Annotated in this window: 19 protein-coding genes and 1 tRNA gene; 9 read left to right on the top strand and 11 right to left on the bottom strand. The window is 65.0% G+C overall.

What is annotated here, in order from left to right; translation table 11 throughout:
• From HA630_RS07890 to HA630_RS07900, 3 genes are all read left to right on the top strand, one after another.
• The coding region (locus tag HA630_RS07890; protein ID WP_166833892.1) for an aminopeptidase N C-terminal domain-containing protein at positions 1-798 on the top strand (798 nt) is incomplete at its 5' end.
• A 20-nt stretch (positions 799-818) separates the two neighbouring features.
• The gene (locus HA630_RS07895) at positions 819-1,850 is read left to right on the top strand and encodes a class 1 fructose-bisphosphatase (RefSeq protein ID WP_166833894.1); all 1,032 of its coding nucleotides are present in this window, start codon (positions 819-821) and stop codon (positions 1,848-1,850) included.
• A 46-nt stretch (positions 1,851-1,896) separates the two neighbouring features.
• A tRNA-Thr gene (locus tag HA630_RS07900) sits at positions 1,897-1,972 on the top strand.
• Positions 1,973-1,996: 24 nt separating this feature from the next.
• Here the strand turns inward: HA630_RS07900 and HA630_RS07905 are convergent.
• The 11 genes from HA630_RS07905 to HA630_RS07955 form a co-directional block, all read right to left on the bottom strand.
• On the bottom strand, positions 1,997-2,551 hold the full coding sequence (locus HA630_RS07905; protein ID WP_166833896.1) for a MaoC family dehydratase: 555 nt from the start codon (positions 2,549-2,551) through the stop codon (positions 1,997-1,999).
• A gap of 129 nt (positions 2,552-2,680) precedes the next feature.
• Positions 2,681-3,010: an ATPase with chaperone activity gene (locus tag HA630_RS07910; protein ID WP_166833929.1), complete on the bottom strand. Its 330-nt coding sequence runs from the start codon at positions 3,008-3,010 to the stop codon at positions 2,681-2,683.
• Between the two features lie 26 nt (positions 3,011-3,036).
• Positions 3,037-4,743, bottom strand: coding sequence for a L,D-transpeptidase family protein (locus HA630_RS07915; RefSeq protein WP_166833931.1), 1,707 nt, complete (start codon positions 4,741-4,743; stop codon positions 3,037-3,039).
• Positions 4,740-5,780: a nuclear transport factor 2 family protein gene (locus HA630_RS07920; protein WP_166833933.1), complete on the bottom strand. Its 1,041-nt coding sequence runs from the start codon at positions 5,778-5,780 to the stop codon at positions 4,740-4,742. Before HA630_RS07920 ends, HA630_RS07915 begins: the two co-directional genes overlap by 4 nt.
• Positions 5,781-5,786: 6 nt before the next feature.
• Positions 5,787-7,070 carry a fimbrial protein gene (locus HA630_RS07925; RefSeq protein WP_166833935.1) on the bottom strand — a complete coding sequence of 428 codons (1,284 nt, stop codon included), beginning with the start codon at positions 7,068-7,070 and terminating at the stop codon, positions 5,787-5,789.
• Positions 7,071-7,176: 106 nt separating this feature from the next.
• A complete protein-coding gene (locus HA630_RS07930; RefSeq protein WP_166833937.1) occupies positions 7,177-8,574 on the bottom strand; it encodes a hypothetical protein in 1,398 nt (465 codons plus the stop codon).
• A gap of 24 nt (positions 8,575-8,598) precedes the next feature.
• Positions 8,599-10,071: a TolC family protein gene (locus tag HA630_RS07935; RefSeq protein ID WP_166833938.1), complete on the bottom strand. Its 1,473-nt coding sequence runs from the start codon at positions 10,069-10,071 to the stop codon at positions 8,599-8,601.
• A 137-nt stretch (positions 10,072-10,208) separates the two neighbouring features.
• Entirely contained in the window at positions 10,209-11,480 is a 1,272-nt protein-coding gene (locus HA630_RS07940; RefSeq protein WP_243855409.1) for an HlyD family type I secretion periplasmic adaptor subunit, read from the bottom strand.
• Between the two features lie 49 nt (positions 11,481-11,529).
• Entirely contained in the window at positions 11,530-13,320 is a 1,791-nt protein-coding gene (locus HA630_RS07945; protein ID WP_166833942.1) for an ATP-binding cassette domain-containing protein, read from the bottom strand.
• On the bottom strand, positions 13,317-13,691 hold the full coding sequence (locus tag HA630_RS07950; protein ID WP_166833944.1) for a hypothetical protein: 375 nt from the start codon (positions 13,689-13,691) through the stop codon (positions 13,317-13,319). The genes HA630_RS07945 and HA630_RS07950 overlap by 4 nt, the downstream gene beginning before the upstream one ends.
• Positions 13,688-14,308: an RNA polymerase sigma factor gene (locus HA630_RS07955; protein WP_166833946.1), complete on the bottom strand. Its 621-nt coding sequence runs from the start codon at positions 14,306-14,308 to the stop codon at positions 13,688-13,690. Before HA630_RS07955 ends, HA630_RS07950 begins: the two co-directional genes overlap by 4 nt.
• Positions 14,309-14,446: 138 nt before the next feature.
• On the opposite strand from HA630_RS07955, the gene HA630_RS07960 reads away from it, so the two are divergent.
• The 6 genes from HA630_RS07960 (at position 14,447) to HA630_RS07985 (ending at position 19,794) form a co-directional block, all read left to right on the top strand.
• A complete protein-coding gene (locus HA630_RS07960) occupies positions 14,447-14,638 on the top strand; it encodes a Flp family type IVb pilin (RefSeq protein ID WP_166833948.1) in 192 nt (63 codons plus the stop codon).
• Between the two features lie 113 nt (positions 14,639-14,751).
• The gene (locus tag HA630_RS07965; protein WP_166833950.1) at positions 14,752-15,216 is read left to right on the top strand and encodes a TadE/TadG family type IV pilus assembly protein; all 465 of its coding nucleotides are present in this window, start codon (positions 14,752-14,754) and stop codon (positions 15,214-15,216) included.
• Between the two features lie 19 nt (positions 15,217-15,235).
• A complete protein-coding gene (cpaB, locus tag HA630_RS07970) occupies positions 15,236-16,156 on the top strand; it encodes a Flp pilus assembly protein CpaB (RefSeq protein WP_166833952.1) in 921 nt (306 codons plus the stop codon).
• Between the two features lie 16 nt (positions 16,157-16,172).
• A complete protein-coding gene (locus tag HA630_RS07975) occupies positions 16,173-17,549 on the top strand; it encodes a type II and III secretion system protein family protein (protein WP_166833954.1) in 1,377 nt (458 codons plus the stop codon).
• A 12-nt stretch (positions 17,550-17,561) separates the two neighbouring features.
• A complete protein-coding gene (locus HA630_RS07980; protein WP_166833925.1) occupies positions 17,562-18,884 on the top strand; it encodes a CpaF family protein in 1,323 nt (440 codons plus the stop codon).
• Positions 18,871-19,794: a type II secretion system F family protein gene (locus tag HA630_RS07985; protein WP_166833927.1), complete on the top strand. Its 924-nt coding sequence runs from the start codon at positions 18,871-18,873 to the stop codon at positions 19,792-19,794. Before HA630_RS07980 ends, HA630_RS07985 begins: the two co-directional genes overlap by 14 nt.
• The last annotated feature ends 84 nt before the right edge of the window (positions 19,795-19,878 follow it).

The raw sequence follows: 19,878 nt of genomic DNA on the forward strand, positions 1-19,878 counted from the left end.
GAGCTGGTGCTGACGCTGCCGGCCGAAACCTACATCGCCGAACAGCTGGACGTGGTGGACCCACAGCGCATCCACGCGGTGCGCGAAGCCATGCGCCGGCAACTGGCCCTGGCGCTGCAGGCCGACTGGGCCCTGGCCTTCGAGGCCCACCAGGACAACGGCGCCTACCGGCCCGACCCGGTCTCCAGCGGCCGCCGCGCCCTGGCCGGCCTGGCCTTGCAGATGCTGTGCATCGCCGCGCGCGACAGCGGCGATGCGGTGTGGCCGGGCAAGGCCTACCAGCGCTTCAAGGACGCCGGCAACATGACCGACCGCTTCCATGCCCTGCAGGCACTGGTCGTCAGCGGGCACGCCCTGGCGCAGGACGCGCTGCGGCGCTTCCACGCCTGGTTCCAGCGCGAGGACCTGGTGCTGGACAAGTGGTTTGCCCTGCAGGCCGGCGCGCCCGACCACGGCGGTGACGTGCTGCCACGGGTCAAGCAGTTGCTGCAACACCCCGACTTCCACCCGCGCAACCCAAACCGGGCGCGCAGCGTCATCAGCACCTACTGCCACGCCAACCCCGGGGCCTTCCACCGCGCCGATGCCGCCGGCTACGTGTTCTGGAGCGAACGGGTCGTCGAGATCGACGCCTTCAACCCCCAGGTGGCCGCCCGCCTGGCGCGCGCACTGGACCGCTGGAAACAGCTGGCCGAACCCTACCGCAGCGCCGCCCGCGAGGCGATTGCCCGCGTCGCCGCCCACGGCGAACTGAGCAACGACGTGCGCGAGGTCGTCACCCGCGCCCTCGCCGACTGAACCGCTTCCCAGGAACCCCCATGACCGAACACATCTCCCTGACCCGCTACCTGGTCGAACAGCAACGCGTGCATGGCCGCATCCCCTCCGAACTGCGGCTGCTGATCGAAATCGTCGCCCGAGCCTGCAAACGCATCGCCATCCAGGTCAACAAAGGCGCCCTGGGCGAGGTGCTGGGCAGTGCCGGCAGCGAAAACGTGCAGGGCGAGGTGCAGAAAAAGCTCGACATCATCGCCAACGAGGTGCTGATCGACGCCAACGAATGGGGTGGTCACCTGGCGGCCATGGCCTCCGAGGAAATGGAGGGCATTTACGTGGTGCCCAACCGCTACCCGCAAGGCGAGTACCTGCTGATGTTCGACCCGTTGGACGGCTCCTCCAACATCGACGTAAACGTCAGCATCGGCACCATTTTTTCGGTGCTGCGCAAACCCAACGAGGACCCGACCCGCATCGAACCGGTGTGCGAGAGCGACTTCCTGCAACCCGGCCAGGCCCAAGTGGCCGCCGGTTACTGCATCTACGGTCCGCAAACCACCCTGGTGCTGACCGTGGGCAATGGCGTGGCCATGTTCACGCTGGACCGCGAACAGGGCGCCTGGGTGCTGACGCAGGAAAACGTCACCATCCCGGCGGACACCCAGGAATTCGCCATCAACATGAGCAACCTGCGCCACTGGGACGAACCGGTCAAGCGCTACATCGACGAATGCCTGCAGGGCCGCGAAGGCCCGCGCGGCAAGGACTTCAACATGCGCTGGATCGCCAGCATGGTGGCCGATGTCCACCGCATCCTGACCCGCGGCGGCGTGTTCATGTACCCCTGGGACAAGCGCGAGCCGAACAAACCCGGCAAGCTGCGCCTGATGTACGAGGCCAACCCGATGGGCTGGCTGGTGGAACAGGCCGGCGGCGCCGCCACCAACGGCCGCCAGCGCATCCTCGAGATCCAGCCCACCGAACTGCACCAGCGCGTCAGCGTGGTGCTGGGCTCGAAAAACGAGGTGGATCGCGTGACCCGTTACCACCTGGAAGCCCCGCAGGCCGCGTGATTTCTGGCGCTATAATTCCGGTTTGGGCGGTTTTCAACCCCCTGTTGCCGGTGTAGCTCAGTCGGTAGAGCAGCTCATTCGTAATGAGAAGGTCGAGGGTTCGATTCCTTTCTCCGGCACCAAACCAATCAACAACTTGACCAGCCTCACAAGGGCTGGTTTTTTTGTGCCTGCCCGTCTGTGGCATCCAACCCCTGGGTATCCGCCTCACCTTCCAGCCTGGCAGGCTGACGGCGCCGGAACATGCCGTGCCCTTCCATGTGCAGCACCTTGTCGCCGTGCTGGTTGAACATTTCCCAGACGGTGCGGGCCAGACCGACATCGGCCCGCTTGCGCATGCCTCGCTTGTCGGTCACGGTTTGGCGCAAGCTCAACACGTCGCCGGGATACACCGGCTTGAGCCAGCGCAGGTTCTCCAGGCCCGGCGACCCGAGGCTGGAGGTCTTGTGCAGAAAATTGCGCACCATCAGCCCCATGGCCAGGCTGCAGGTGTGCCAGCCGCTGGCGCAGAGGCCGCCAAACACCGAATGCTTGGCGGCTTCCGGGTCGAGGTGAAAAGGCTGTGGGTCGAACTGGCGGGCGAACGCCACGATCTCTTCGGCGCTGGGGCTGACACTGCCCATCTCGCGCGCAACGCCAACAGGCAGGTCTTCCCACCAGATTTCAATGTGAGGGCTCAATTCGGGGGTGATCGCGGTCATGGTCAACGCTCCTGGCAAGGAAGGCGGCGACAGGCCGCGCCAACCACGCAATCTAACGCCTGACTGGCGTTGAACTTGCCTCGCAGGCGACAACCCTGGTCAAGGCCCAGCCCCGGGGCTTGCAGCGGGTCAGTTCTGCGGCACACCCATGGCCACGCTGGCCGGCAGCGGCCACTGCAGCAGTTCTGCCAGGCGGCACACTACCCAGCGGGCTTCGCCATCGCTCAAACGGCCTTCATCGGCCAGCAGGCCCGCCAGCACGCGCTGCAACACATCGCCCTCGGTGATGCCCAGACGCACCAGCACCTGCGATGCGTGCTCCGTGAGCATCTGGGCCATGTCCTCGCACAGTTCGTGGCGCTCCAGCAGGGCCGGCCAGGGCAGATCGGGCCTCAGGCGGCCCGGACTGGTGTGCAGGGCCACAAACGAAGGGGGGAGCAGCGATTGGTTTTCCAGCATGACACGCCTGTGCAGGAGTGATGGGATCAACGCCCGGCCTTTTCACTCACAATGCGCCAGCGCCCTCGCTCCAGAACCAAGACCAGGCGTTTGTGCGTGCTGGACACCAGCCCCCCCGAACGATAGTCTTGGCGAAACCGCACCACCGCCTGTGCCCCGTCCACATCAAACTGCAGCTGCGACAGCTTGACTTCAATAGAGGTTCGGCCAACGATACGGGCCCGCCTTTCCTGCACCCAGGCCTCTCGGCTGAGCCCAGCCGCCGGTTTGAACGACGTGGCGTAGGCTTGAAGGTAGGCGTCAAAGTCGCTGCGACTCCAGGCCCGCGCCCAAGCCTCTACCGCTTGGCGCAACGCCACAGGCGGCTCGCCAGCAGACACCAGACTGCGCTGCTCGGCAGTCACCGGTGGTTTGGCAGATCCTGCGTGGGCCAGTGCCGCACTGGGCTTGCCCTGAACCACCTCGTCCCGCAACAGGCGCCAGCCGTCGGGCTCGCGCCACCAGTGCTGGACCCTCACCACATCGGTGCGCTGCCCATTGACGGTCTCGTGAAACTCGGCTAATGCGTGCAGCGGCTGCTGCGGATCGACCAGCAAGCTCAAACCGTCCACACCCAGCCGGTAGCCCTCCGCCGCGCGCAGACGCAACCACGGCTCTCGGCTGCTGGGGTGCACCCACGACTGCAATGCCGCCGGATCGGCGGCCGTGCGGGCGCTTTGCAAAGCCTGCAGGGCTTGCTGCAATGCCTCCCGCTTGACGGCAAAAGCGCCGCCCGCATCGCTCACATCGGCCCACAAACCCTCTTGCGCCACCACCACCGGCGTGCCGCGCAAATCCAGCCCGTCGAACAAGCGCTGAAAATCGGGATTGGCCAACACGATACAGCCGTCCGAGGAAAATGGCGGTCGGACGTACTGGTCTGGTGGCACACCGTGCAACCAAATGCCACTGCCCGTGCGTCCCTGCATCACGTCGACGGGGTTCGGATAATTCAGCGTCAAAGCGCCATGCCCGTACAGAGGGGGCAATTCGGCGTCGGTTCGCCGCCCGACAATGCGGTACAGCCCCAGCGGTGTGCGGCCATCGCCCTCCCGGCGCTTGTCCAGGCCATTTTTGCCGAAAGACACGTAAAGGCGTTCCACAACATCGAACACCGGGTGGTCGGCGCCAGCCACGCTGCGCACCTTGAGCAGATAGAGACGGGATACCTTGGCATCCACCACCACCACATAAGGGGTGCGCCCCGACCAGGCCAGGATCGGGGCCAGACGCACCGTGTCGCTGACATCCCCAGGACTGGAGGCCATACGCCGCACGGCTTCTGTGCGCATTTCATCCAGACGTCGCGCCTTCGCAGCCGGCACAGATTCCCCTCCCGTTGCCAGCAGCGGGAGTTCAAACGACTGCATCCGACTGACATCGGACAGCATCAGCTGGCTCAAAGCGTGTGTCGGGAAACGCTCGGTGAGTTGTCGGGCCGCGGCATAGGCGCCGTCAAGGTCCGACTGTTGCAAGGAGGCCAGCACCTCCTCCAGATGCGCCTCCACGGTCCCAGGAGCGCGTGGCGACGCTGTGCCGGCTTCCGTGCGCAACAACACAGAACGCGTGGGCGCTTCGATCTGCTCGGTGGCCGCCTTCACCCCGCGACCATGGTACAGCCAGCTGGTGGCGGCCAACACAACCAGCAAACCACCCGCCCACCAGCGACGGCGACCCGGCCAGCGAACCGTCATGCCACGCCCTCGCTGGCAATCCGCCAATGCGCGCCCCGACGCACCCAGACCATGCGCTTGTTCACGGACGAGACAAAGCTGCCGGAACGGTAATGCTGGCGAAAGCGCACCACGGCACGGCTACCCTGCGGCGTGACCGTGAGGTTTTCTAACCGGAGGCTGATGCTGCGGCCTGCAATACGCGAGCGCCGCTCAGCCTCCCAAGCGCGCCGAGACAGACCGTTGGGGGGAAGAAAACTGTCGTCGTAAAACGCCAAGTACTGAGGCACATTGGGCGCAGACCAGGCGCGTGCCCAGGCGCGCACCTGCGCAGCCAGCATCTCCTCGTCCGCCGGCGTGGCGGCCGGGTCCGGCTCGGTGTCGGCAGGCACCACCTTGGCCGTGGCCACCATCGGGGGCGAGGCGGACACGGCAACGACCACCTCAGGTCCCGGTACAGCCACCGCTGGGGCTGGGGCAACCGAGGGTTCGACAGACAAAGCCCGTGACTCAGGCACCGAGGCAGCCACCGCAGGCGGCGACTCGGCCGCTGGGGCTGGCTTGTCGTCGCGTGCGGCCACCTGGGACACATAAATCGCGTCAAGACGGGCCAGTGTCAGCTCAGACAACGGCGCCTGCTCCACTTGAAGGGCCTTGTTCAAGGAAAGCAGGGACTCCCGGGCATGCAACTGTCGCAGGTTCTGCACCAGGGTGCGCACGGAGGGTTGGGCTTGCACCCCAGCCTCCAAGGCCGCACGGGCCGCCGGCAGATCACCCATGGCCGCGTGCACATGGGCCAGGTTGTTGTGCGCTTCGACCAGGTCCGGGTAACGAACCAGCAAACCTTGAAAATGGGCCAGCGCCTGCGGGTATTGACGCCGCTCCAACAACGCCACGCCCGCGTTGAATTCGGCGTCACGCGCCAACTGGGACGGATCGATGGCTGCAACGGCTTTGACCGTCGCAACCGGATCGGATGGGCGCAAAGCCAACCACCCAAGCCCCACCAAGGCAGCGGCGAGCAAGGGCGCGCCCAGCCAATACAGTGTTCGGTTCATCGATGCTCAAGTGGCCGAAGCACCCGCCGGACGCTTGCGGCGGAGCACTTTCTCCAGCAGTGAAGACACCGACAACGGTGACATGTCGCGCTCCAGGGCGTCGTCAAAGGGTGAAAGTTCCCAGCCGATTTTGCGCACCGCACGGCTGTAGGCGTCGTTCGGCTGGGCCTGAAACAAGGGGTGCCCCTGGTTCAAAGCATGGACCAGCACCTGGCGGCGCTCAGGCAAAACGCCCAACAGCGGCAAGTCCAGGCGCTCCGAGATCTTCTGGGCCGAAGGCGCCAAGGTGGAGTCGTGCTTGTTTACCACCAATCTGGCGGACACCCCAGCGGATTGCAGCGCCCCAGCCACGGCATTGGCCGAAACGATGGAGGTCGCCGACTGCTCGGTCAGTAGCAGGGTACGGCTGCATTGCGAAGCCACCATCACCGCGAATTCCAGGTTGGTGAAACCGCCGAGGTCGATGATCTGCACATCGAAAAAAATGCGCATCCGGTCGATCAGCCCCACCGCAATCGACGGAGTGATGTCACGCAACTCAGCCACATTGTCTGGCAGGGGCAGGGTGGCAATGCCATCCTGTGTTTTGGACAGCGCCGACTCCAGGAACAACGGATCGACCCGATCAAGCACCTTGGCCAGTTCGACAAAGTTGAAGGCTTTCTTGCCACCCAGCAAGATGGCGCTGTCGGCCACCGGCAAGCCCAAATCCATCAACAGGATCTGTGCACTGCGCCCCCCCAGGCTGCGCATGCAGCACGCCAGGTTGGTGGCAAAAGTGGAAACCCCAACCCCAGAACGGGCACCGAAGATGGCGATGGTCTGGCCACGGCCGCTGTGCGTGCCACTGCGGGTAAACAGGTGCTTCAGCACCGTCATAACCTCTGACGGCTGGGCGCGAACATCCAGGAATTCACTCACGTTGGAACGGAGGGCCGCCAAGGCATCGGCACCGGAATCGGAGCGCCCCAAGGCCACCAGCGGCGTGTCGGGCCGACCAAAACGCAATTGGGCCGACACGGCAACCGCCTCGTCGCGGGTCGCCTCACAAAAATCAACGATCACGGCACGCGGGGCGATCTCCGCCACCTTGGCCAGCATCCCACCCACCACTTTGAACGGCAACACATGGATTTTGGCCACGTGCGTCATCATGCTGTTGACACGCATGGCCGTTTCTTGGGAGTCCGAGATCAGTACCAGCAAGGGCTGCAAAGCCTGCACCGGAGAAGCGCGCTCAGACCCGCCCTCTTCCAGTGGCGGGAAGCCGGGTTCCTGGTGATTGCTCATGCCTGCTGGTCCCTTGAAATCGCGGTAAGTGGCATCGATTTTACCCTTTTGAGGGCAATGCGATGCCCGCTCCAGCGATTTCGGCCAGCCTCACTCCGTTGACGACTCAACCCAGCAGGTTGCCACCGAGCGAACCCAGCAGACCGGCAGCGTCCTCGGTCGAGACCAAGGGTTCGACCAAGTTGCCCAACAGGCCGCCTTCGCCAGCCAAAGTGTCCACCACATCGGTCAGTTGTCCGGTGCCGACCTCCACCGCATCGACCAACGGCGACACCACCCCGTCCTCGACAGCCGTGGGCAACCAGGCCCCCCAGGCGTCGCCACTGTCGGTTGCACCCAGGCTCTCACCCAACAAGTCGGCCACGAGATCCACCAACTCCCCATCGGCCTCGTCCAGAGCCGAAGCTTCAGCCCCCAGGAACAAGGTATCGGAGTTGAACAGCCCAGCCAGGGCTCCCCCCAGAAGGCTTACAGTGCCGTCCACCAAATCGACCAGACTGCCAACGGTGCCATCCAGCAATTGAACGGTGGTATCGACAACGGTATCCAGCCCCCCTACAAGGTCTTGGGTGGTTTCTGTCAAGCCCCCCAACAGGCCCTCGTCTCCACCCAACAGGCCCTCCACCGCGTCGGTCAGGCCTGCGGTCACTCCACCCACCGTCTCCAGCAGGGCATCGGTCGCCTGGTTGACCCCTTCAAGGGTGGAACCCACCGCCGTGTCCACGGCATCGAGCAGCCCCCCTGCGACGGTGGTCACCGACTCCACCACGGTACCGACCACCGTTCCCACAGTGCCCAACACCTGGCCGGTCAGTCCATTGACACCCGACACCCATGCCAGGGGATCAAAGTCCACAGATGGCGCGGCCACACCCAAGGCACCACTGGCCAGGAGGTTCGGCACCACCACTCCCGCGTCAGCCAACGCGGTTTCAAGCACTGGCAGCGTCTGCTCCACCGGATCGAGCAGAGCCGCATCCGCAAGGATGGCGGCCAGCCCCTCGAGCACGGGCAACGAGGCAACGGCGTCGCTGCTGGCTTCGCCGGACAGGACGGAGAGATCCGCACTGAGAGTGGAGGACAGGTCCTCCACCACCCGAACGAGTTCAGACCACTCCATCTGGGCCACATCGCCGCGCAGCGCCCCCAAGGTCAAGTTGGCATTGGGCCCGATCAGCCCCATCAGGGCCGGCTCGGTCGACAGAAAGGTGGCATCCAGCGCGTCCAGCGCCGTGCGCAAAGGGGAAAAATGGCCCAATGCCTGGTCGGCCCGGGCCTCAGAGAGCAAAGCGATACTGGCCAGCCCCAGCGCGGACACCACCCCTTGGGCCATGGGCTCGGCACGACTGCCCAGCGTGTCTTTCAAACCGTCCACCGTCTCGGGCGCCGCGTCCACAGGCCACTGGTCGCGAACCTGACCCAGCAACGCCTCCAGTTGCTGACCAGACAAGACCCCCAACGTTGAGTTGGCGGGCAGCGAGGGGGGAAGGATATCGAGGGTCATGTTCAACCTTAAGCGGCACTTTGCTTACCAGCTTCTACCAGTGCTGGGCTCAAAAGGTTTCAAGTCAAGCGTGTGTGTCGCCAAAAATTCTCGCACACGTGGCAAGCCTTCCTCGCGAACCGGGCGTTTGGGCTGCCAGCGCAAAGAGACCGGGCGCCATCCGCCGGCCACGGGCATGGTCATGCGCGGCGGGGCCTCAGCCGCCCCCACCGGGGCCATCAAGGGCGCCAGACCGGGTCGTTGGGCGGCGGAGGCCAACGCCGCCCGGACGGGGGCTCGGTAATCCTCCGCGGTGAACAACTGCTGGGCCCAAGCCAGTTCGGCATCGACCGCCGGCACCAGGCTGCCCGTCTCCTTGGCCAGTTCGAGTTCACCCAGGCGGTGGTCAAAAATGGCGTTCACCCAATCGATCAACACATTGTTGGACTCCACTTGAGCGTCCAGCAAGGCCAGGGTGGTCTCGCGCCCCACGCTGTTGAGCCTGGCACGGGCGTTGAAAACGGTGAGAGAATCGGTGGCGGCGTTGGCCAACAGGCCCACCCGGTTGGCCCCCAGACGCTGGCGCTGCCAGGCCGAACGGGTCAACTGCCGCAGGTCGCGCAACAGGGTCTCGTGCCGCTGCTCTTCGGCTTGACGCCGGCTGACTGCTCGTGCCACCCGGGCACTGGCTTCCAGCACGTTGTTCGTGCCCAACTGCATTTGCACCCCAAGCTGCGGTTTTTCGGTGAAACCGCCCGGGTACTCGTAGCGCTTGGTCAAGGTCAAATCCACCGCGGGCAAACGGGCGGCCTCCTCGGCCTGCACATCCGACCGCGCCTGTTCCAGGGCAAAGCGGCTGGCCCGCACAGATGGGCTGCGTTCGATCGCTCGCCCCACAGCCGCCTCCAGGTCGGCCTGAAGCCAGCCAGCCGGCACCTGCAAGACAGGCAAACGCGACGCGTCGGGCATGAAGCCGTAGAGCGCGGCAAACTTGGAAAGCCACTCCTGCTGTGAAAGCTCAAACTGGGCCAGTTTGTTGGCGCTCACGGCCAGACGCGAGGAGGCCAGCTTGGCGTCGGTGATGCCCGCCCCGCCCAGTGCCACCCGGCGCGACTCCAAACGTTCCAGCTCAGCCAAAGCCGCCTGGGAATTGCGCCCGACCTCGGTCAGCAACGAGAACCGTAGCACTTGCAAATACGCGTTCAGCGCATCGCGTGCCACGGTTTCCTGGGTCCGCTCCACCGCCGCCAGGGCCGACTGCACCGCCTGCTCGGCGGCCCTTTGCTTGGCACTGCGGTTGCCGAAATCGATGAGGTTGTAGCGCAAGCCGGCGGTCACACGCGCATCGACCTGGGTCACAGGATTGCCACGCAGGGTGGACGAGGCATCACCGCCGGCCACACTCAGACTGGCTTGGGGCCAGCGCGCATAGGTCGCCGAATCCAGTTCGGCGTAACGGCCCGCCAGGGCCGCCTGGGCCTGCGCCACTTCGGGGGCGTCACGCATCAGCAGCGCCAAGCGGCGCGCCATGTCGGGGGCATCGGGTTCGACTTCTGTGGCCTGGGCACCAGCGGCCAGCGCACCGCACAGCCACACTACCCCCCACGCTCGCCAAGCGCATCGGAGCACCGGAAAACCTGGGCAGGCAAGGCGCATCACGGCTCCCGGAAGGCTTCCGCCCCGACCTTCAAGACCGGACGCAACAAATACCAAGCAAAGGGCTGGCGACCGATGACCACATCCACGTCCGCCTGCATACCGGCCGTCACAGGCAGCTGGGATTTGCCCAACAAGGCGCCCTGGGTGCGCACCACCATCTTGAAATAGCTGCCCTGTTCGGGGTCCTGATCGGCATCGGCAGCAATGCGCAAGACGTTGCCCTCCAGTGCCCCAAAACGCAAGAAGTCATAGGCCGTGACCTTGATCCGCACCGGCTGACCATCGGCAATCAGCCCGCGGTCGCGTGGGTTCAAGCGGGCTTCCACCTCGATCTCGGCATCGGCTGGCACCACCTCCATGATCGTTTCGCCAGGCTTGACCACCCAACCCGGCTCTCCCGAGCGCAACCCTTTGACCACCCCATGGATCGGGGCAAGCAAGGCCGTTCGGTCGCGCTGGTCCTGGGCGCGCCCCAGTTCTTCGGTGGCGGTGGCGATCTGGCGCTCGGTGGTCAGCAGTTCCTCCGAGGCACGGCGGCGGAACCGCCCCTCGGCCTCTTCCACTTTGCTGCGCGCCTCCTGGGCGGCGGCGCGGGCAGCGGCCAATCCCTGGATCGCGCTGGCCAATTCGGCCTTGTTGGTTTCCAGTTCCTTCTGTTTTTGCATCGCCTCCAGTTCGGGGACCAGCCGCTCCTGCGCCAACTGGGCCGAAAGGGCATATTCGCGCTCCAAAATCCCCTGGCGGGCCCGCAGACCCTCAATCTTGGCCTGCACCTCCAACGCGCGGCTGCTGTGCATCTCCACTTGCGCGCGCGCGGCCGACAACTGCCCTTGGTGCTCCAACCAACGGGCGTTGTAGGTAAGCATTTCGGTCTGCAGCACCGCCTCGGCGGTGTCTGGCGCAAACATCTGCAGGTCCAGCGCCGTGCCCGAGGCTTCACTGGACAGGCGCTGGCGTGCGGCATGCAGCGAAGCCACCTTGGCCCGGATTTCCTCCAAATTCGGACCCTGGGCCCCCAAATCCACTTTGACCAAAGGCTGACCGGCACGCACCGATTGGCCTTCGCGCACAAACACCTCACGGATGATGCCGCCCTCCAGGTGCTGCACCGACTTCACCCGCTCCGACGGCACGACCCGTCCCGGCGCGGTGACCGTCATTTCCACCGGGGCGAACAGGGCCACCGCAACCAGGACCACGGCCACACCCGCCGCCACACGGGGTGCCAGCCGCCGCCAACGCGAGCGCTGTGCTCGCTCTTGGCGCATGCGGTGCAAGCGCCCAATCACACGGGGTTTGGAAGATTCTTCTTGCATGTCAGATCAGATGGCTGGGCTCGCCCGGGGTCTCGGGAATCTTGGCACGTTTGCCTGCAGAAAAATAACGCTCCATGGCCGCGGCCGGGCCAATCAACTGCACCTGCCCCTCGCCCGTGACATCCACCGCCAAGTCCGCATGGCTGACCATTTGCTGGGAGTGCGTCACCACCACCACCGTGCGCACCTTGGCAATGAGTTTGAGCGCCGCGATCAGCTGCATTTCGCTGTCGTGGTCCAGGTCGTTCGAGGGTTCGTCCAGCACCAGCACCGCCGGGTTGCGCAACAGCACCTGTGCCAAGGCAATTTTGCGACGCACCCCCGCCGACAACGCCCGCCCCCCTTCCCGAAGTACCGTGGCATAGCCCTGCGGTAAGCGGGTGATGGCCGCGTGCGCACCCGTGAGCTTGCAGGCCTTGACAATTTGCTGGTCGTCGGTCCCTGGGGCAGCGCTGCGCAGCTGATCGGCGATCGAACCGTCGATGAAATAAACATTCTGCGACAGGGTGGCAATCCAGGCAGCGGTTTCGGCCCGCGAGAACTGTTGGAGTTCGTACTCGTCGATCATGACCCGCCCGGCGTTGGGGCGGTACAAACCGGTGATCAGCTTGAGCAGGGTGGACTTGCCCGCGCCATTGCGCCCCACCACCGCATAGAAGCGGCCGGGCTGCAAGGTCAGATCGATTTCATCGAACACCGGGCGGGCCTGGTCGTCAAAAGCGAAGGTGAGCTTCTCCAGTCGGACCAAGCCCTTGGGACGGGGCAGCGCCAACTGGCTGCTCGCCGAATCGACCGGCTGCTCAAACACCGCATCCAGACGCTTCGCCGCCTCGATCGACTGCGCCAGCTGGCGCCAGGCACCCGACAGCATGGCGATGGGCGAAATGGCCTTGAGCGCCAGCATGTTGGCCGCGATCAGCCCCCCCACGGTCATCCATTGGTTCACCACCGCCAGGGCACCGAACGCGGTGATAGAGATGGAGGTGAGGATCAACAGGGTGTGGGAGAGTTCGCGCGATTCCTCCAGTTCGGTGCCCTTGGCAAAACTTTCGCCCAGCCACTGTTCGTAGTTGCGCTTCCACTGCTCGGCCACCGCCTCGTGCTGCGCCAAGGCCTTGACCGATTCCCGTGCGCGGCACAACTCGGCCGTGAACATGTCCAGGTTGCGGGCCCGTTGCACCTCGCTGACCTTGCCGGTCTTGACCTCGTCGGCCCACCACCAAGCCAGCAGGCCAAACACGGTCATGGCCACCAACACCACCGGCAGCACCGGGGTGGCCACCACGGCAATGATCAACACCGCAAAAATCGCCAGGGGCAGATCGAACAATGCCTGCACCACCGCCCCGGTCATCAGCACACGCACCGTGCTCACATCGCGGAACAAGGACATCCAGGCCGCGGCCGGTCGATCTTCCAGGGTGCGCAGGGGCTGGCTGAGCATACGGTCCAGCAGGGTGGACGACAAGCCCCAGTCGATCAAGGCACCGGCCTCGCGCAGTTGCGTCGAACGCCGGCGCCGGAACCACCACTCCACCGCCAGGGCCACCGCCACGCCCGCCAGCAAGGCCACCAGCGTCGACATGCCGTGCCGGAAGATGACACGATCGAACACCTCCAGCGTGAAGATGGAGGGCAACAGGGCCAGCAGGCCAATCGGGCTGGACAGCCAGGCCGCACGGGTCAGGGCCGCCCGAGCCGCCGCAAAATTGTCCAGCAAGGCGGGACCATAGGCCTGTGACTCGCGGACCCGCAAGGGGCGAAACCGCTCAGGCAGCAACAATTCAATCACGCAACACTTCTCCCTGCACCCGGCGGCAGCGCCCGGGTGACCTCTTCCAATTGTTTCAATTGCACCAAGCGCGCCCGCACCTCTTGCAAGGCCACCCAGAGGTAAGCCGCCTTGCGGGCCACCTCGGGGTGGGCTTGGAGCACCTGCTCCCGCCAGGCCTCTTCTGTGCGCACGCGCCCCATCAACTCCAGCAGGTTGCCCACGCCATCGACCGCATCCTGTCGCGCCCGCAGACGCTCCACCTCCTCGGCCAACGCGGGCTCCAGCGGCAGACGCCGCTGCCATTGGTCGGCCTGCTCCGGCGCCAGCAAATCGGCGACGTACAACATCGCACGCACGGCGTCTTCGTCGGTCAACGAGGGCTTGCTCATGGGGTCAACTCCGGCTCCAACGCGTTACGGATTTGCAGCAGGCTGCGGTGCAACCAGGTTTTCACCGTGCCCAGCGGTACGTGCAAGGTGTCGGCGATTTCCCGCAGGCTCAGATCGCCGTAAAAACGCAGGTGCACCACCTGCCTCTGGTGTGAGGACAAGCCCTGCAGGGCCCGGGCAAATGCCTCGCTGTTGACCACCCACTTGGCCGCCAAGCTTTCGTCGGGCTCGCACGGGTGCTCATCCAACGCTTCGTCGCCCTGATGCACCGCACGCGAACGGTTGGCCAGTTCGCTCATCACCTGGTTGCGGGCCACCTGGTACAGCCAACCCGCCGGATGGGCGGCGCGCTGCGGATCAAAAGCCGCGGCGTAGCGCCAGATGCGCAAAAACACATCTTGAGTGATGTCGTTGGCCTCCTGGGGATCTCTCAACAGATGCGCCACGAAACGGGCAATCTTCTTGGAATACAGACGGTACAACTCTTCGAGCGCAGCCGTGTCCCGCTCCTTCATGCGGTTCAACAGCGCAATCAACTGCAAGGCCTCCGCATCGCCCGACACCGCGACAGCGGCATTGAGCAAAGAGCCCTCATTTGTAAGTTTGTATTCAGACACAGGCTGAGCGGTGGTGCAAGAAAGGTGTCAAGTCTTTTGCCTGCGGGGGTATTTGTGCTACATTGTAACCATAGTGAGTAAAAGTAAAGTTGACTTTTGATTTGCATCAAATTCAGCACACAAGATTTTTCCCGCAACATGAAAGGAATCAACATGCGCACATCCATTCGTCGTCTGGGCCGCCAGGAAATGGGCGCCACCGCCTTGGAATATGCCGTGATCGCTGGCATTTTGGTGGTTGCCTTGATTGCCATTTTTACCACCTTGGGCGGTGGCATCGAAACCCTGTTCAACGACATTCTCAGCAAGTTGGGGGTCGGTGGCACCTGATACACACCCTGTGGGGCCCAAGGGTGTGACAGCGCACACCGGCCATTGATCCGAATGCATCAATCAGATGGGCCGATTGGCCGTTTGCGTCTGGCCCACAACCGTCCACACCCATGCAATTGATGGCACGACATAGGGCATTCGGCGCATCTGCCCTCGAATTGGCTTTACTCCTCCCGGTGCTGCTGCTGATTCTTTACGGCATGGTGTTGTTCAGTATCATGTTTGCGGTCAAAACCACGGTGGCATTTGCCGCGGCAGAAGGTGCCAGAGCCTCTTTGGAATTTCAAGTGGCCAACGACCCGGCAACCGCTTTGGTTCTTCGTCGAGAGCGGGCGCAATCTGAATGCGAACGCGCCGGGGAATGGCTGAGCCAGTTGCATCCGGGCGCCTACACCTGTCTTGCGGTGGCCGCACCTTGTGCCTACAACGCCGACCTGCGCTGCGTGAAAGTCAACGCCAGCTACAACTACCGCGACCACCCTATCGTGCCGACCATTGGACTGATGGGCGAGTCGCTCCTGCCGCTGCTTAACAGCGAAGCCGAATCCCAGGTCAGCACCCGCAGCCTGTTGTGACCCACCCTGACCACCTGCCATGAACAATCTGGTCCGACTCGCTGCCATCACCCTGTTCGTGCTGGCTTTGGTTCTGGCGGTGGTGGGCCTGGTGTCGGGCCAGCGCACGCCCAGCGCCAGCCCGGGGCCGGCGCCCGCCACCCCCGCTTCGGTGACCCACACCACCGTGGTGGCCGCCCGGGCGGTGGCCGCCGGTCACGCCCTGACGACGGACGACCTGCGCCTGGAGCCCTACCCCTCGCGCCTGGAGGGCAGCTACGACACCCCCACGGCCCTGGTGGGCGAGGTCGCCGGTGTAGCGCTCACCCCTGGCGCACCGGTGCTTAAGACCTTCCTGAGTCAGAGCTTTGCCTTGGAAGTGCCCGCGGGCGAACGCGCCGTGGCCGTGCGGGTGGACGAAGCCATCGGCGTGGCCAACCGCATCCGCCCCGGTGACCGGGTCGATGTGTTCGTGATGCTCAAACAAAGCGGTGACGAGGTGGGCGCTTCGTCGGCCCGGTTGCTGCTGTCCCGTCTGCAGGTGCTGACCTACGGCGACAAGCAAACGGCCACGCCCGAAACCTCCACGCCGGCGGAACGCGGCAACCGGCCCGATGCCGCGCGCACGGCGGTGCTCTCGGTGCCGGTCGACCAGGTGTCGGCCTTGTTGCTGGGCGAATCGTCGGGCCGCCTGGCGCTGGCCTTGCGCCACCCCGACGATCCGGGCCAGCCGAAGACGGAATTGTGGACCAACGCGCCGGTGCTGCCGGTGCGCAACGCCACCAGCCCGGAAGACCGTGCATTGGCCGGCGCCCGCCTGGACAGCCTGGCCGGTGGCGCCGCCCGGCCCGCCTCGGCCCCGGCCCGGGTCGCCGCACCCGCTCCCGCCTCCGCACGCAAGCCGGAGCGGCGTTCGGTCGAAGTGGTGCGCAGCGGCAAACGTGAAAACGTCACTTACTGATGCAGGGCCCGCACCGATGAACCCCCACCGCACGCCCGCACCCGCCTCGCTGGTCAGCCACCGGCTGCTGCACCCTGTCCTGTGGCTGGCCCTGCTGCCTGGTCTGGGCTGGGCCCAGTCGGCCGAATCCGTCCGCAGCGCGCCACGCAAACCGCCCCCAAAAGCGACCGCCCCGGCTGCGGCTGCTGCGCAAACCCCCACCGCGCTGGCCACACCGTCGGCACTGGCCTTGCGCATCGGCCAGGAACGGTCGATCGCGCTGGCGCAGCGGCCCACCCGCGTGTCCACCAGCAACGACGCAGCGGTGGACGTGCAGCCCCTGCGCGGCGCCAAAGCGGGCGAAGACTCGCTGCTGCTGCGCGCCGTCGGACTGGGCACCAGCCAGGTCAGTGTCTGGCTGGCGGGCCGCCACGAGCCGCTGGTCTACACCGTGCGCGTCACGGCCGAGTTCACCAGCCTGCGCCTGTCGGGCCGCCCGGGTTCAGTGGAACTGACGGGTGCGGCACCGCAGGTGCTGACCCATGTGCAGGACTTCCGCGCGGCCCAGGCCGTGGCGGGCAAATCGCCGCTGGTGGACCGCAGCAGCGTGGACCTGCCCAGCACGGTGCAGGTGCATGTGAAGGTGGTGGAGTTCAACAAATCCGACTTGCGACAACTGGGTGTTGATTTTTGGTCCGGCGGTGGATTTACTTTTTCCTACGCTAGGTCCATCGGCTTCGATACCGCCAGAAATGGTTTAGTGAGCCTTAAAACCAAGTCCATCAACTACGATGTGACGCTCAAGATGTTAGAGAACAACAACTTGATGCGGGTACTGGCAGAACCCACGCTGGTCACCATGACGGGGCAAACCGCTTCTTTCTTGGCAGGTGGGGAGATCCCGCTGCCTACACCGGGGCCGGACGGAACCGTTGGTATTCAGTACAAAAATTTTGGGATTGCCCTGAACCTGACACCCACTGTGCTGTCTAGAGAACGGATTGTCCTCAAGATAGCACCCGAAGTCAGTGACCTCGATTACACCAACGCCCTGGTAGCTAACGGGTTCAGCGTTCCCGCCATTACAACAAGACGCGCAGATACCATGGTAGAACTGGGAGACGGAGAGAGTTTCGTGATCGGAGGACTGGTGAGCAGGACCACCACTTCGAACATCAACAAGATTCCCTTTCTAGGTGACTTGCCTGTTATCGGTGCCTTTTTCAAAAATCTGGAGTTCCAGAGCAAAGAGCGTGAGCTCGCGCTGATAGTCACACCCTATTTGGTGCAAGCCAACAAGGCCGATTCACTCCCGGCTCTGCCTGGTGAAGGTCGCGAACAACCCTCTGCGGCGTACCGCGATTTTGTGTTTGGTCCGGCTGTCAACTCCAGCCTGCCCGGTTTTTCCCGCTGACCGTCGCCTGCCGTGAACACCGACATCCAATTCGCCGACGAGAGCCAGAGCTTTCAGCACAGCCAGGCTTTCCAGCAGATCAAGCGCCAGGCCTACGAACACCTGCTGGCCAAGATCGAGTCGCTGGGCGGGGAGTTTGGGCGCATGTCGGTCGCGGCCGTGCAGCGGCTGGTGGCGACCGAGGTCGAGCGCTTTGCCCGCACCACCAACCTGCCGCTGAACAAACAGGAACTCAGCCTGGTGTTGGACGCGCTGACCAAGGAGTTGTCGGGTCTGGGGCCGCTGCAGGAACTGATCGACGACCCGGACATCGAGGACATCCTGATCAACGGCCCCGACGTGGTCTACGTCTCGCGCCACGGCAAGCTCACCCGCAGCCAGGTGCGCTTCACCGACGAGGAACACCTGCTGCGCATCGTGCGGCGCATCCTGGCACCGGTGGGGCGCCGCCTGGACGAATCCAGCCCCATGGTCGATGCCCGGCTGGTGGACGGCGGCCGGGTCAACGCGGTGATCCCACCGCTGGCACTGGACGGGACCACGGTGTCGATCCGCAAATTCCGCCAAGACCCGCTGACGCCAGAGAAACTGGTGGTGCTGGGCTCCTTCGACCGGGCCATGCTGCAACTGCTGCACGATGCGGTGCTGGCGCGCTGCAACATCCTCGTCAGTGGCGGCACCAGTTCGGGCAAAACCTCGCTGCTGAACGCGCTGGCGCTGTTCATACCGGCGCATGAACGCATCATCACCATCGAGGACACGGCCGAACTCTCGCTGAACCACCCGCACGTGGTGCGGCTCGAAACCCGTCCGGGCGGCTTCGACGGGCAGGGCCAGGTGACAGGACGCGACCTGATGCGCAACTCCCTGCGCATGCGCCCCGACCGGGTGGTGGTGGGTGAAGTCCGCGGCGGCGAGGTGCTGGAAATGCTGCAGGCCATGAACACCGGCCACGATGGCTCGATGGGCACCATCCACGCCAGTTCCCCAAGGGAATGCTTGTACCGGCTCGAAATGCTGGCCGGATTTGCCGGCTTCCAGGGCAGCGAACTCAGCCTGCGCCGGCAGATCGCCAACGCCATCGATTTCATCGTGCAGGTCAACCGCCTGCCCGACGGCAGCCGCCGCGTCATCTCCATCACCGAGGTCAACGGCGTGAACGAAACCACCTATGTGACGCAGGAGCTGTTCCGCTTCAACGACGACGGCACGGGCGAGGTGCGCTGGCAGGCCAGCGGCCTCAAGCCGGTGACGGCCAAGCTCAAGTCCGGCAGCACCCCCGCGGCCACCGCCCTGGCGGCTCCGCGCGCAGGAATTCTGGATGACCAGTTCTGACGGCGTTTCCTGGCTCTGGTGGTCGCTGGTGCTGGGGCTGTTGGCGGCCGCGCTGGGCCTGTGGTTCGTGTGGCTGCAGCGGCGTGCCGCCCAGCGCACGGAACGCGTGCTGGCGCAGCACCTGCCGGGGGTGTTCACCGCCGACGAAACCGAGGAGGACGAACCCCTGAACTGGAATGCCCGGGTCGAATCGTTGATGCGCCGCGCCGACCTGAACCTGACGCGTCGTGCCGCCACCTTCGCCCTCTTGGCGGTGGCCCTGGTGGGGCTGCTGCTGGAGGTGCTGCTGGGCTGGCAGGCCGTGCTGGGCTGGCTGGCCCTGATGTCTCTGGCCGCATTGGTGGGCCTGCAGTGGCGACTCGACTGGGTCAACCGCCAGATGACCCTGACCCTGCCGCACTTCATCGATGCGCTGGTGCGGTCGCTGGCGGTGGGCAACAGCGTGGCGGCGGGCTTTGTGGCCTCGGCACCCTCGGCCTCGGGACCGCTGAAACCCTGCCTGGCCCACGCCAGCAGCCTGATCCAGGCCGGCCTGGACATCGACACCGCCCTCAAGCAGACCGCCCGTTTCTACCGTTTGGACGCGCTGCGGCTGCTGGCCTCGGTGATGCGCCTGAGCGTCCAGTACGGCGGTCAGGTGGACCAAGTGCTGGAACGCATCGCTGCGTTCATGCGCGACCGGCAGGAAGCGCAGCAGGAACTGATCGCGCTGTCCTCGGAAACGCGGCTCTCGGCCCTGGTCATCGGCCTGCTGCCGGTGGGGGTGGCGCTGGCGCTCAGCGTCGTCAACCCGGCCTACATGGCCACCCTCTGGACCGACCCGGGTGGCCGCAAGCTGCTGTGGATCGCCCTGGGCCTGCAAACCGTGGGTTCGGTGCTGCTGGTGCGCATGACGCGCCTGCGGGAGTAAACCCATGTCCCCCACCTACCTCTCCTGGGTCAGCCTGTTCCTGCTGCTGGTGGTGGCCCTGCTGGCCGGCTGGCTCTGGTGGCA

The organism is Aquabacterium sp. A08, assembly GCF_011742065.1.